Origin of the sequence: Streptomyces cinereoruber, assembly GCF_009299385.1 — a bacterium.
Lineage (GTDB): Bacteria > Actinomycetota > Actinomycetes > Streptomycetales > Streptomycetaceae > Streptomyces > Streptomyces bikiniensis.
In genome coordinates this window covers 4774405-4787105 of sequence record NZ_CP023693.1, presented here as the reverse complement: position 1 = coordinate 4787105, position 12701 = coordinate 4774405, and the positions used below count along the sequence as shown (strand labels likewise).

Annotated in this window: 13 protein-coding genes; 6 read left to right on the top strand and 7 right to left on the bottom strand. The window is 72.3% G+C overall.

The window, feature by feature from the left end:
- Positions 1 to 6: 6 nt before the first annotated feature.
- The 3 genes from CP977_RS21740 to ilvA form a co-directional block, all read right to left on the bottom strand.
- The gene (locus tag CP977_RS21740; protein ID WP_079131054.1) at positions 7 to 870 is read right to left on the bottom strand and encodes an ABC transporter permease; all 864 of its coding nucleotides are present in this window, start codon (positions 868 to 870) and stop codon (positions 7 to 9) included.
- On the bottom strand, positions 867 to 1958 hold the full coding sequence (locus tag CP977_RS21735; protein ID WP_062752508.1) for an ATP-binding cassette domain-containing protein: 1092 nt from the start codon (positions 1956 to 1958) through the stop codon (positions 867 to 869). The genes CP977_RS21740 and CP977_RS21735 overlap by 4 nt, the downstream gene beginning before the upstream one ends.
- A 161-nt stretch (positions 1959 to 2119) precedes the next feature.
- Entirely contained in the window at positions 2120 to 3349 is a 1230-nt protein-coding gene (gene ilvA / locus CP977_RS21730) for a threonine ammonia-lyase (protein WP_062752509.1), read from the bottom strand.
- Between the two features lie 149 nt (positions 3350 to 3498).
- Between ilvA and CP977_RS21725 the strand changes: the two genes are divergently transcribed.
- Together CP977_RS21725 and CP977_RS21720 are read left to right on the top strand one after the other, a co-directional pair.
- Positions 3499 to 4062, top strand: a complete 564-nt coding sequence (locus tag CP977_RS21725; protein ID WP_062752510.1) for a MarR family winged helix-turn-helix transcriptional regulator — start codon at positions 3499 to 3501, stop codon at positions 4060 to 4062.
- An 80-nt stretch (positions 4063 to 4142) separates the two neighbouring features.
- Positions 4143 to 4334 carry a DUF1059 domain-containing protein gene (locus tag CP977_RS21720; protein ID WP_030217063.1) on the top strand — a complete coding sequence of 64 codons (192 nt, stop codon included), beginning with the start codon at positions 4143 to 4145 and terminating at the stop codon, positions 4332 to 4334.
- A gap of 128 nt (positions 4335 to 4462) precedes the next feature.
- On the opposite strand, the gene CP977_RS21715 is transcribed toward CP977_RS21720, so the two are convergent.
- Positions 4463 to 5617, bottom strand: coding sequence for a cystathionine gamma-synthase (locus CP977_RS21715; RefSeq protein WP_030217059.1), 1155 nt, complete (start codon positions 5615 to 5617; stop codon positions 4463 to 4465).
- A 71-nt stretch (positions 5618 to 5688) separates the two neighbouring features.
- Between CP977_RS21715 and CP977_RS21710 the strand changes: the two genes are divergently transcribed.
- From CP977_RS21710 to CP977_RS34470, 3 genes are all read left to right on the top strand, one after another.
- Positions 5689 to 6795 carry a hypothetical protein gene (locus tag CP977_RS21710; protein ID WP_062752511.1) on the top strand — a complete coding sequence of 369 codons (1107 nt, stop codon included), beginning with the start codon at positions 5689 to 5691 and terminating at the stop codon, positions 6793 to 6795.
- Positions 6796 to 6862: 67 nt separating this feature from the next.
- Positions 6863 to 7525, top strand: a complete 663-nt coding sequence (gene msrA, locus CP977_RS21705; RefSeq protein ID WP_062752512.1) for a peptide-methionine (S)-S-oxide reductase MsrA — start codon at positions 6863 to 6865, stop codon at positions 7523 to 7525.
- A gap of 43 nt (positions 7526 to 7568) precedes the next feature.
- Positions 7569 to 8777, top strand: a complete 1209-nt coding sequence (locus CP977_RS34470) for an HNH endonuclease signature motif containing protein (RefSeq protein ID WP_152370672.1) — start codon at positions 7569 to 7571, stop codon at positions 8775 to 8777.
- Positions 8778 to 8786: 9 nt separating this feature from the next.
- On the opposite strand, the gene CP977_RS21695 is transcribed toward CP977_RS34470, so the two are convergent.
- Together CP977_RS21695 and CP977_RS21690 are read right to left on the bottom strand one after the other, a co-directional pair.
- Entirely contained in the window at positions 8787 to 9137 is a 351-nt protein-coding gene (locus CP977_RS21695; protein WP_152370671.1) for a DUF1330 domain-containing protein, read from the bottom strand.
- A gap of 90 nt (positions 9138 to 9227) precedes the next feature.
- Positions 9228 to 10280, bottom strand: coding sequence for an NAD(P)-dependent alcohol dehydrogenase (locus CP977_RS21690; RefSeq protein WP_062752514.1), 1053 nt, complete (start codon positions 10278 to 10280; stop codon positions 9228 to 9230).
- Positions 10281 to 10407: 127 nt separating this feature from the next.
- Between CP977_RS21690 and CP977_RS21685 the strand changes: the two genes are divergently transcribed.
- The gene (locus CP977_RS21685; RefSeq protein ID WP_062756908.1) at positions 10408 to 11271 is read left to right on the top strand and encodes a helix-turn-helix domain-containing protein; all 864 of its coding nucleotides are present in this window, start codon (positions 10408 to 10410) and stop codon (positions 11269 to 11271) included.
- 63 nt (positions 11272 to 11334) lie between these two features.
- On the opposite strand, the gene CP977_RS21680 is transcribed toward CP977_RS21685, so the two are convergent.
- Positions 11335 to 12606 carry a L,D-transpeptidase gene (locus CP977_RS21680; protein WP_109185247.1) on the bottom strand — a complete coding sequence of 424 codons (1272 nt, stop codon included), beginning with the start codon at positions 12604 to 12606 and terminating at the stop codon, positions 11335 to 11337.
- Positions 12607 to 12701 lie beyond the last annotated feature (95 nt).

Sequence of the window (12701 nt, the reverse complement as noted above, 5' to 3'; positions counted from 1 at the left end):
CGGGGGTCAGGACGCCGCCGAGCGGTACTTGCGGACCGCGAGGGTGCGGAAGAAGACGATGATCAGGACCGACCAGATGATGGAGGCCCAGACCGGGTGCTGCATGGGCCAGGCGTCCGAGGTCGAGACGCCGGGGTTGCCGAACAGCTCCCGGCAGGCCTGGACGGTGGCGCTGAACGGGTTCCACTCGGCGATGTGGCGCAGCCAGGGCGTCATCTGGTCCGAGTCCACGAACGCGTTCGAGATGAACGTGACCGGGAAGAGCCAGATGATGCCGCCCGAGGTGGCGGCCTCCGGGGTGCGGACGGAGAGGCCGATCAGGGCCCCGATCCAGGTGAAGGCGTAACCGAGGAGGAGGAGCAGGGCGAAGCCGGCCAGGACCTTGCCGGCGTTGGTCGGCTCGGCGGAGCCGGTGCGCCAGCCCACGAGCAGCGCCACGATCGCGAGGACGAGCAGCGTGACCGAGGTCTGCGCGAGGTCGGCGACGGTGCGGCCGGTGAGGACGGCGCCCCGCGCCATCGGCAGCGAGCGGAAGCGGTCGATGATCCCCTTCTGCATGTCGTCGGCGATGCCGGCCGCCGAGCCCGCCGTGGCGAAGGTGACGGTCTGCGCGAAGATGCCCGCCATCAGGAAGTCCCGGTAGACGTCGGGATCGAGGGTGCCGCCGATCGCCATCGAGCCGCCGAAGACGTACGTGAAGAGCACCACGAACATCACCGGCTGGATGACCCCGAAGAGGATCATCTCGGGAATCCGGGTCATTCGGATCAGATTGCGCTTGGCGACGACGAGGGAGTCGCCGAAGGACTGGGCGACTCCTCCGCGCGGCCGTGGGGCCCGGGTCGGGGCCTCGGTGGTCACGGTGCTCACTGCGCCTCCTCCTTCACGTCCCCGGCGGACCCGGCGGCCTCCGCGTTCTCGGCCGCCTTCGTGCGGTGCTTGCGGCCGCGGCCGCCCTGCCGGTCCCCGGCGCCGTCCTCCTCCGCCTCCTCCCGCTCGGCCGCGTGGCCGGTGAGGGAGATGAAGACGTCGTCGAGGGTGGGGCGGCGCAGGCCGATGTCGTCGATCCCGACGCCGACGGCGTCCAGGTCGCGGATGACCTCGGCCAGCAGCTTGGCGCCGCCGGTGACGGGGACGGTCAGCATGCGGGTGTGCTCCTCGACGGAGACCTCGCCGCGGCCGGTGCCCCCGGCCCCCTCGGCGCCGTAGCGGCCCAGGACCTCCCGGGCGCCGGCGAGCATCTCCCGCTCGCGGACCACGACCTCGACGCGCTCGCCGCCCGTCCGGGCCTTGAGCTGGTCGGAGGTGCCGCGCGCGATGACCCGGCCATGGTCGACCACGCAGATGTCGTGGGCGAGGTGGTCGGCCTCTTCCAGGTACTGGGTGGTGAGCAACAGGGTCGTGCCGCCGGCGACCAGCTCCTTGATGACCTCCCAGAGCTCCTGCCGGTTGCGCGGGTCGAGGCCGGTGGTCGGCTCGTCCATGAACATGACCGGCGGGGAGACCACGAGGGCCGCCGCGAGGTCGAGCCGGCGCCGCATGCCGCCCGAGTACGTCTTGGCGGGGCGGTCGGCGGCCTCGGCCAGGTGGAACCGGTCGAGCAGCTCGCCCGCCCGCGCCTTCGCCGCCTTCGCCTTCATCTGGTAGAGCTGTCCGACCATCTGGAGGTTCTCGCGGCCGGTCAGGTACTCGTCGACGGCCGCGAACTGGCCGGAGAGTCCGATCGAGCGGCGCACCTCGTTGGGGTGCGCGAGGACGTCGATGCCGGCGACGACGGCCCGTCCGCTGTCGGGCCGCAGGAGGGTCGTCAGCACGCGCACGGTGGTGGTCTTCCCCGCGCCGTTCGGGCCGAGCAGGCCCAGGACGGTGCCCTCGGGCACGTCGAGGTCCACCCCGTCCAGAGCTCGTACGTCGCCGAAGGTCTTCACCAGACCTTCGGCGTAGATCGCGCCTGGCATGTGGGTCACTCCCCATGGATCGGGACTTTTTCCCACCGATCCTAGGTTTCGGGGACGGGCCGCGCCCAGCGAATTTGTGACTCGCGCCACAAGCCGAGGTCAGAGGGGTACGGCGGGGTCCGGCGGGTGCGGGGCGTGCGGAGCCACGCGCGTACGAGAGGTCAGCCGAGGACCGTGTAGCCCGCGTCCCGCAGCGCCTCCGTCACCTCCCGGCAGTGCTCCGGGCCCTTCGTCTCCAGGTGCAGTTCGACCTCCGCCTCGGTCAGCCCGAGCCTCGGGTCGGTCCGTACGTGGCTGACGTCCAGGACGTTGGCATCGACCACCGTCAGGGCCGCGAGGAGCGAGGCGAGCACCCCCGGCCGGTCCGTCACGCGCAGCCGCAGGCTCAGGTAGCGGCCCCCGGCGGCCATGCCGTGCCGCAGCACGCGCTGGAGGAGGAGCGGATCGACGTTGCCGCCGGAGAGGACCGCGACCACCGGCCCCCGGAAGGACTCCGGGTCGGAGAGCAGGGCCGCGACCGGGCTGGCACCGGCCGGTTCCACGACCAGTTTGGCGCGCTCCAGGCAGAGCAGCAGCGCGGAGGAGAGGGCGTCCTCGGAGACCGTGCGGACCTCGTCCACGTACTCCCTGACCAGGTCGAACGGCACGTCGCCGGGGCGGCCCACCTTGATGCCGTCGGCCATCGTGACCGGCGACTCGACGACCACCGGGTGCCCGGCGGCCAGCGAGGGCGGGTAGGCGGCGGCGCCCTCGGCCTGCACGCCGATCACCTTCACGTCCGGGCGCAGCGACTTCACCGCGAGCCCGATGCCGGCCACGAGACCGCCGCCGCCGACGCCGACCACGATCGTGCGGACCTCGGGGCACTGCTCCAGGATCTCCAGGCCGACCGTGCCCTGTCCGACGATGACGTCGGGGTGGTCGAAGGGGTGGATGAGGACGGCGCCGGTCTCCCGCGCGTACCGCTCCGCCGCCGCGAGCGTCTCGTCCACGACCTGCCCCTGGAGGCGGACCTCGGCGCCGTACTCCCGGGTCGCCGCGACCTTCGGCAGCGGGGCGCCGACCGGCATGAAGACGGTGGCGCGCACGCCGAGCAGCCGGGAGGCGAGCGCGACGCCCTGCGCGTGGTTGCCGGCGGAGGCGGCGACGACCCCGGCGGCCTTCTCCTCGGGCCGCAGCCCGGCGATCCGCACGTACGCCCCGCGCAGTTTGAAGGAGCCGGTCCGCTGGAGGTTCTCGCACTTGAGGTGCACCGGCGCCCCGACCAGGGAGGACAGGTGGCGGCTGCCCTCCATCGCCGTCACGCGGGCCACCCCGGACAGCATCTTCTGCGCGCCGCGCACGTCGTCGAGCATCAGCCGGTGCAAGGGGCGTGGTGTACGGAAGCTCATGACAGCAAGTCTCGCAGCTCACAGCCTTGGTGACCGCCCGGCGGGCGGGTGTCCGAACGGGTTTGGACGGGCCCGGTACGGACCCCCTCGGGTCCGCGTACTCTGTCCCCCACCGTCCGACCGCTCCCGCACGAGAGAGACCCACAGCCATGCCCCCGTCCCAGGACATGACGACCGCTCTCGACCCCGGTCTCCTCGACGCCCTCCAGCACCAGGTGGCCGTCTTCGCGCGCCGGGCCGAGCAGACCCGCCTCGGCGGCACCGGCCAGCTCCGCAACTCCATGGACCGGGCCGCGTACCTCCTCCTCAACAGGCTCGACCAGGAAGGCCCGATGGGCGTCAAGGCGCTCGCGGCGGGCATGGGCATCGACTCCTCGACCGTGACGCGCCAGGTCGCCCCGCTCGTGGACACCGGCCTGGTGAAGCGCACGTCGCACCCGGAGGACGGGCGGGCGGTCGTCCTCCAGCTCTCGCAGCGCGGACTCGCGCGGCTGGAGGAGGTCCGCGCCTCGCGCCGCCGGCTGATGGTCGAGGTCACGGAGGGCTGGACGCCGGAGGAGCGCGAGGCCTTCTGCACCCTGCTCACCCGCTTCAACACCGCCCTGTCCGCACGCCAGTCGGCGCACACGGGGCACGCGCCGGCGGAGTCGGGGGGCGCGGGCGGGACCGCGCCCGGCACGGCTCCCGAGGGCGAGTCGTCCCCGGCCTCCTGACCGCCCGCCGCTCGAAGCCCGGCGCGAACGGTCCTAGGCTGGAGGGAGACGGCACGCGCACGGGTGCCGAGGAGGCTGTCATGACCAGGAAAGTCGCCGACTGCCGCAGGACGCCGAGCGTCATGAACTGCACCCTCACCATCACCGGTGAGGAGGAGGAAGTGGTACGGGCCGCCGCCGAGCACGCGGTCTCCGTCCACGGCCACGAGGACACCCCCGAGCTGCGGGCGATGGTCCGCGCGGAGCTGGAGGACGAGAAGGTCCCGGCCTGAGGACGCACGGAAGCGCGGAAGCACACGGGAGCACGCCGGAACACGGCGACGGCCGGGCGCACCCCCTCGGGGGCCGCACCCGGCCGTCGTGCGTCCGCCGGTTCGGCCGGACCGGCCTGCCGCCGGTCCTAGCCCAGCGCCTGCCGCAGGTCCGCGAGCAGGTCGTCGGCGTTCTCGATGCCCACCGAGAGGCGGACGAGGTCGGCCGGGACCTCCAGGGCGGAGCCCGCGACGCTCGCGTGGGTCATCCGGCCCGGGTGCTCGATGAGGGACTCGACGCCGCCCAGGGACTCGCCGAGGGTGAAGAGCTTCGCGCGGTTGCAGACCTCGACGGCCGCCTCCTCGCCGCCCTGCACGCGGAAGGAGATCATGCCGCCGAAGGACCGCATCTGCTTGGCGGCGATCTCGTGGCCCGGGTGCTCCGGGAGGCCCGGGTAGAGGACCTGGGTCACCTTCGGGTGCTGGGTCAGCATCTCGGTGACCTTCTCGGCGTTCTCGCTGTGCCGGTCCATGCGCACGGCGAGGGTCTTGATGCCGCGCAGCACGATCCACGAGTCGAACGGCCCGGCGACCGCGCCCATCGCGTTCTGGTGGTACGCCAGCTCCTCGCCGAGGGCCGCGTCGGCCGTCACCAGGGCGCCGCCGACGACGTCCGAGTGGCCGCCCATGTACTTGGTGAGCGAGTGCACGACGACGTCCGCGCCGAGCGCCAGCGGCTGCTGGAGGTAGGGCGAGGCGAAGGTGTTGTCGACGACGAGCTTCACGCCGGCCTGGCGGGCGACGCCCGCGACGGCCTCGATGTCGGTGATGCCGAGGAGCGGGTTCGAGGGGGTCTCGACCCAGACCAGCTTCGTACGGTCGTTGATCGCGTCCCGCACGGCGGCGACGTCGGAGGTGTCCGCGACCGAGAAGTCCACGCCCCAGCGCTCGACGACCTTGGCGAAGAGCCGGAAGGTGCCGCCGTAGGCGTCGTTCGGGATGACGACGTGGTCGCCGGGGACCAGCAGCGCGCGCAGCAGGCAGTCCTCGGCGGCGAGGCCGGAGGCGAAGGCGAGGCCGCGCCGGCCGCCCTCCAGGGCCGCCAGGTTCTCCTCCAGGGCGGTACGGGTCGGGTTGGCGCTGCGGCTGTACTCGTAGCCGCCGCGCAGCCCGCCCACGCCGTCCTGCTTGTACGTGGACACCTGGTAGATGGGCGGGACGACCGCGCCGGTCAGCGGGTCGGCGGTGTTGCCCGCGTGGATCGCGCGGGTCTCGAAGCTCTGGTGGATGTGCTGGTCGCTCATGCTCAGGAGCGTAGTGCCGCGAGGCTCCCGCCGCCGCGTTCGTCTCACGGCCTGTCCTGGACAATGGACACATGGAGATTCTCTGGTTCCTCATCGCGCTCGGGCTGCTGTTCGGCGTCCTCGGCCCCTATCTGCTGCGCCGCCGGGCCGGCGGCATCCGGCTGGCCGCGCCGGGGTCGCCCGACGCGGCGGACCCGGCGGCGTACGGGTTCGTGCCGCAGGAGGACCAGGACGTGCGGCTGCCGGGGGCGGACGAGGACCTGCTCGACGTGCTGAACGTCGTGCAGGCCACCCAGGACTGGAAGGCGGCCTCGCAGCTGCTCGCCGGGACCGGCAAGGACGGCGAGGTGCGCTGGCAGCGCGTGCAGGCGTTCGCGGGCGCGGCCTCCCTGGAGCTCCAGGAGAAGCCGGGCGTCGGCGGGGCGTGGCTGCGGGCCTGGCGGGCGGACGCGCCGAAGGACCCGGGCGGGGCGGCGGTGCACGCCGAGTTCCTGGTGCAGCAGGCGTGGCGGTCCTCGGTGGCCGGGAGCGACGACTTCCGGATCATCCTGGAGGAGGCGCTGAAGGTCACCGAGGAGGCGGCGCTGCTCGCCCCGGGCGACCCCGTCCCGTACATCACGCAGCTGGCGGTGGCGCGCGGTCTGGGCTACGGGCCGGAGCGGTTCGACCAGGTGTGGGCGAAGGTGATCGACCGGGCGCCCGCGCACATGGGGGCGCACCTGGCGGCGCTGCACTACTGGTGCGAGAAGTGGCACGGTTCGCGCGAGGAGGCGGACCACTTCGCGACGACGGCCGCGGCGCGCGCCCCGCGCGGCTCGCTGCTCGCCGCGCTGCCGCTGTTCGCGGTGTACGAGCACGTGCCGGACGTGGTGCTCGTGCAGGACTTCTTCCGTACGGCGGTGGTGTCGAAGGCGGTGGAGGGCGCGCTGTACGCGGTGCACTCGGCCCGCCCGGACGACCCGATGCCGGCGCACGTGCGCCATCTGCTGATCTGGTTCCTGGTGCGGGGCGAGCGCTGGGCGGAGGCCATGCACCAGCTGGTGAAGGTGGACGGGCACGTGGGCGCGGTGCCGTGGACGCTGAGCGCGGACCCGGCGGCGGAGTACACGGTCTTCCGGAACCTGGCGGTGGCGGGGTACGAGGCGAACGGCGGCAGCCCGCTGACGCTGCCGCGCTGACGGGGGAATCCCTTCCGGTCCGCCGGTGTTGTGCGGACTGCCGACGACCGTCGAGGAGAGATGCAGCATGTTCCTGTCCCGCACCCCCGTCCTCCCCACCCCCGAGCAGGCGCTGCCCGGCCGCGCCGAGCCGGAGTTCTCCGTGCCCGCGCGGCACACGGTCCTCGGCAATCCGCTCGTCGGCCCGTACCCGGAGGGCCTGGAGGTCGCCGACTTCGCCCTGGGCTGCTTCTGGGGCGCCGAGCGCAAGTTCTGGCAGACCGAGGGCGTCTGGACGACCCTCGTCGGCTACCAGGGCGGCTTCACGCGGAACCCCTCGTACGAGGAGGTCTGCTCGGGCCTGACCGGCCACACGGAGGTCGTCCGGGTGGTCTTCGACCCGTCGGAGGTCTCGTACGAGACGCTCCTGAAGCTGTTCTGGGAGTCCCACGACCCGACGCAGGGCTTCCGCCAGGGCAACGACGTGGGCACCCAGTACCGCTCGGCGCTCTACACCCACTCCCCCGCCCAGGCCGCCGCGGCGGAGGCCTCCCGCGCGGCCTACCAGAAGGTCCTGACGGGCTCGGGCCACGGCGAGATCACCACCCACGTCCTCCCGGCCGCCGACCGCCCGTTCTACCCGGCGGAGGCCTACCACCAGCAGTACCTGGACAAGAACCCGGCGGGCTACTGCGGCATCGGCGGCACGGGGGTCTCGTGCCCGATCGGGGTGGCGAAGGCGGAGGGCTGATCCCCCGTCCTCCGGAGCGGGCCCCTCGGCTACCGTCGGGCCCGTGACTCTGACTGACATAGGTGCCGCGCAGGTGATGCAGGCGGTCGAGGAGTTCGACCGCCTCGGGCGCAGGGCGTTCCTGGAGCGGTACGGGTTCGGGCCGTCGCGGACGTACCGGCTGGTGGTCGACGGGCGGTCCTACGACTCGAAGGCGATCGTGGGGGCGGCCCACGGCCACCTGCCCGGGCAGCGGCCGTTGAAGCCCTCGGAGTTCTCGGGCGGCCTCGACCACGCGGTGAGACTGCTGACGGACCTGGGCTTCCGGGTGGAGCGCTCGTCGGCCGTCGAAGCCGATGCCGGTGCCGACCGGCTCGTCGAGCGGATCGCGAAGCTGCGGGTCGCCTCGACGGTCGGCGGTCCGCGGCTCTACCAGCCGATCACCCTTCTGTGGGCGGTCGGACGCGCCCTGCGCGGTGAGCCGCGGATGCTCTCCTGGGGGGAGACGGCCACCGCCCTGCGGGGGCTGCTCGGGCGCCACGGGCTGCGCGGCGAGCGGCCGCGGCCGGACTATCCCGTCCTCGCGCTCCACCGCGCCGGCCTGTGGTCCCTGGAGGGGCACACGGGCGAGGTCCCGTCCGCGCACGGCGACGCGGCCCTCCACCAGTGGTTCTCGGAGCAGCGGCCCGAGGGCGGCCTGGCCGCCCCGGTCCACGCGCTCGTCGCCGGGTCGGGGCAGGCGCGGGTCGCCGTGGTCGGGGCGATCGTCGAGCGGTTCTTCGACGGCCTCGACGAGGTCCCGCTCCTGGAGGAGGTCGGGCTCTACGAGGACTCGGTGGCCGACGACCCGGTCCACGACGGCGACGCCGGTCCCGTGGACCCGGTGGCCGCCGCCGCGCAGTACGAGAAGTGGTGCGCGCTCGTCGATCGGCGCGAGGCCCGGGACGGGGTCCGGTACCGCGAGCGGACCGTGCGGGACCCCCTCCGGTCGGGTCCGGCGCGCCGGGCCGTGCTGATCCGCTGCGGCGACCGGTGCGAGAACCCGGAGTGTCCGGGGCAGCCGGACGACCGGACCGACCGGGGGCTGCCCCTGCTGGAGGTCGACCACGTGGTGGAGCTGGCGGCGGGCGGCCGTGACCACCCGAGCCAGATGGTCGCGCTGTGCCCGAACTGCCACGCGGTGAAGACGCGCGGCCGGAGCCGCGACCGGTTGCGCGAGATCCTGCTGGAGGTGGCGCTCGAACGTCACCGGCGGGGCCCGCTCCCGTCGTAGCCGCTCCCGTCACCCCGCCGTCGCCGCCCGCAGGGCCGCGGCGGTGGTCGCCGGGTCGTAGCCCTCCGGGACCCCGTCGATCAGGAGGACGTCACCCTTCATGTGGCGGGTGCGGAGGGGGATCAGGGCCTGGTAGGGGGTGGAGGTGTACCAGGCGCGGGCGTTCTCGTAGGTCGGGAAGGCGATGATCACGAGGGCGCCGGGCCAGGTGCCCTCCGGGACCTCGCGGGTGGGGGCGCCGTGGACGAGGAAGCGGCCGCCGTAGGGGTCCAGGGTGGACTGGATGCGCTCCATGTACGTGAAGACCTCCTCGTCGAGGACGGGCTTCGGGTGCAGGTTTCCGAGGGCGTATGCGGTCATGGGGACAGCGTGCCGGGGCGTGCCGTGCGGGTCGATTACTCCGGACGTCATGCCCCGGCCGTCAGGTCCCGGCGGCCGTACGCGGGCGCGTCAGATGGTCGACGTGTCGATCACGAAGCGGTAGCGGACGTCGCTCGCGATCACCCGCTCGTACGCCTCGTTGATCCGGTCCGCGGCGATCACCTCGATCTCCGCGCCCAGGCCGTGCGCGGCGCAGAAGTCGAGCATCTCCTGCGTCTCCGCGATGGAGCCGATCATCGAGCCGGCGAGGGTCTTGCGGCCGCCGATCAGGGAGAACAGGCCGATCTCGACCGGCTCCTCGGGCGCGCCCACGTTCACCAGGGCGCCGTCCGTGCGCACCAGGCCCAGGTAGGCGTCGAAGTCCAGCGGTGCCGAGACGGTGGAGAGCACCAGGTCGAAGGTGCCGGCGAGGGCGGTAAAGGTCTCCGGGTCGCTCGTCGCGTGGTAGTGGTCGGCGCCCAGCCTCAGGGCGTCCTCCCGCTTCTTCTCGGACTGGCTGAGGACGGTCACCTCCGCGCCGAGCGCGTGGGCGATCTTGACGCCCATGTGGCCGAGGCCGCCGAGGCCGACGATCGCGACCTTCTTGCCGGGGCCGGCCTGCCAGTGGGCGAGCGGCGAGTAGAGGGTGATGCCGGCGCAGAGCAGCGGGGCGGCCTCGTCCAGGCCGATGCCCTCGGGGATGCGCAGGGTGTAGTTCTCGTCCACGACGATGTGGGTGGAGTAGCCGCCGTAGGTCGGCTCGCCGTTCTTGTCGAGGGCGTTGTACGTGCCCGTGCCGCCCTGCACGCAGTACTGCTCCAGGCCGCGCAGGCAGTACTCGCACTCCCGGCAGGAGTCGACGAAGCAGCCGACGCCGACCCGGTCGCCCACTCGGAACTTCGTCACGCCGGGGCCGGTCGCGGCGACGACGCCGGCGATCTCGTGGCCGGGGACCATCGGGTAGATGCCCTCGCCCCAGCCGTCGCGCGCCTGGTGGATGTCGGAGTGGCAGATCCCGGCGTACTTGATCTCGATGAGGACGTCGTGTTCGCCGACCGGGCGGCGCGGCACGGTGGTGCGTTCGAGGGGGGCGTGGGCGGCGGGGGCGGCGTAGGCGGGGACGGTGGTCACGTTCGTGGTCATGCCCCCAGCCTGCTCGGGAACGCCGGCGCCACCCAGGCACCTGTTCTTCGTACGACCGCCGTGCCTACCACTGGCAGGGTCAGGAACGTACGTCCGGCGGCCCGGTCCGGCGGCGATAATGGGACGGATGGACCCCAGTGCCGAACTCAGTGAATTCCTGCGCTCCCGCAGAGCCCGGCTGAAGCCGCAGGACGTGGGGCTGCCCGAGTTCGGGCGGCACCGGCGGGTGCCGGGGCTGCGCCGCGAGGAGCTGGCGCAGCTGGCCGGGGTCTCGGTGGCGTACTACACCCGGCTCGAACAGGGCAACGGCCGCAACGTGTCCATGGAGGTCCTGGACGCGATCGCGCGGGCGCTGCGCCTGAGCGACACCGAGCGGGCGCATCTGACGCACCTGGCGAAGCCGACGGTGAAGAAGCGGCAGCGGGCGGCGATCTCCCGTCCCCAGCAGGTGCGGCCGGGGCTCTCGTACCTGCTGGACTCGATGGACGGGGTGCCCGCCGTCGTCCTGGGGCGCCGGCTCGACCTGCTCGCCTGGAACCGGACGGCGCGGGCGCTGCTCGGCGACTTCACCGCCTGGGAGCCGCACGAGCGGAACATGGCCCGGATGGTCTTCCTCGACCCGAACGCGCGGTCCCTGTACCTCGACTGGGCGTGCAAGGCGACCGAGGTGGTGAGCGTGCTGCGGCTGTACGCGGGGTGTTACCCGGACGATCCGCAGCTGCTGGCGCTCGTGGGCGAGCTGTCGGTGCGGAGCGAGGAGTTCCGTTCGCTGTGGGCGGCGCACACCGTGGCGGACAAGGGACACGGCACGAAGCGGATGCGGCATCCGCTGGTGGGCGAGATGGAGCTGTCGTACGAGACGCTGAAGGTGTCCGGCGCCGATCCGAACCTGGTGCTCGTGACGTACCACGCGGAGCCGGGCACGCCCTCGGCGGAGGCGCTGCGGCTGCTCGCGCAGTGGGGCGTGGACGAGCCCGTGGACGCGCGGTAGGGCCGCACGCGCGAAAAGGGCCCCTCCCGGTGGAGGGGCCCTTCGGGTGCGCGCGGGAGGGGGCTAGAGGGCCGAGCCGGCCTTCCAGTCCGACCAGTTCATGTTCCAGCCGTTGAGGCCGTTGTCGGGCTTGATCGTCTTGTCCTTGGAGTTCTTGACGATCACGACGTCGCCGATGAGCGAGTGGTCGTAGAACCAGGCGGCCATCTGGTTGGGGTCGCCGGCGCCCTTGACGTCGTTGAGGCCCACGCAGCCGTGGCTGGTGTTCGAGGATCCGAAGATCGAGTCCGGGCCCCAGTAGTTGCCGTGGATGAAGGTGCCCGAGCTGGACAGGCGCATGGCGTGCGGCACGTCCTTGATGTCGTACTCGCCCTTGCCGTCGTCGTCGGTGAAGCCGACGGTGGCGCCGTTCATCCGGGTCTCCTTGAACTTCTCGGAGATCACCATCTGACCGTTGTAGGTCGGGTTCTCCGGGGAGCCGGCGGAGATCGGGATGGTCTTGACCGTCTTGCCGTCCTGCTTGACCGTCATGGTCTTGGTGGCGACGTCGACGGTGGAGACCTGGTTGCGGCCGATCTTGAAGGTGACGGTCTTCTGCTGGACGCCGTAGACGCCGTCGGCGCCCTCGACCCCGTCGAGGTCCAGCTTCAGCGTGACGGTCGAGCCCTCGGTCCAGTACTCGTCGGGGCGGAAGTCGATGCGCTGGGAGTTGAACCAGTGGCCGACGACCTCCTGGCCGGAGCTGGAGGTGACGGTGATGCCGCTCTGGACGGCCTTCTTGTCGGTGATCGCCTTGTTGAAGTTGATCGAGACCGGCATGCCGACGCCGACGGTCGAGCCGTCCTCGGGCGTGAAGTTGCCGATGAAGCTGTTGGCCTGCGAGACGGTGGTGAACGAGGAGTTCTCGTGGGCCTCCAGGCCGGCCGCGTCCGCCGCGGTGGCGGTGATCTTGTAGACCGTGGCCCGCTTGAGCGCGACGGTCGGCTTCCAGCTGAGGCCGTCGGCCGCTATCTCGCCCTTGACGGCGGTGCCCTCGGCGGAGGTCATGACGACCTCGGTGAGCTTGCCGTCGGCGACGGTGACCTTGGCGTCGTTGTTGATGGAGGCGTTCTGCGCGCCGTTCTCCGGCGAGATCGTGATCCGGGCCTTGGAGGTCTTCTGCGCCGCCGCCTCGTCGACCTGCTCCTGCGACTGCGGGGTCGCGGTTCCGGAGGCGCCGCTGCCGCCCTTGTCGCCGTCGTCGCACGCCGAGAGCACCAACACACCGCTGAGCAGGGCAGCCGCGGCCGCCAGGCTCCTGCGGCGCTTGCCGTCCGTCATCACACGCTTCTCCATCGTCGCCGATTCCCTGTGCACGCTTGCTTCCCTACCCATGACAACCCGTTCGGTTCGGGAACCGTACGTTTTGTGGGGAACACCACTGATCGACA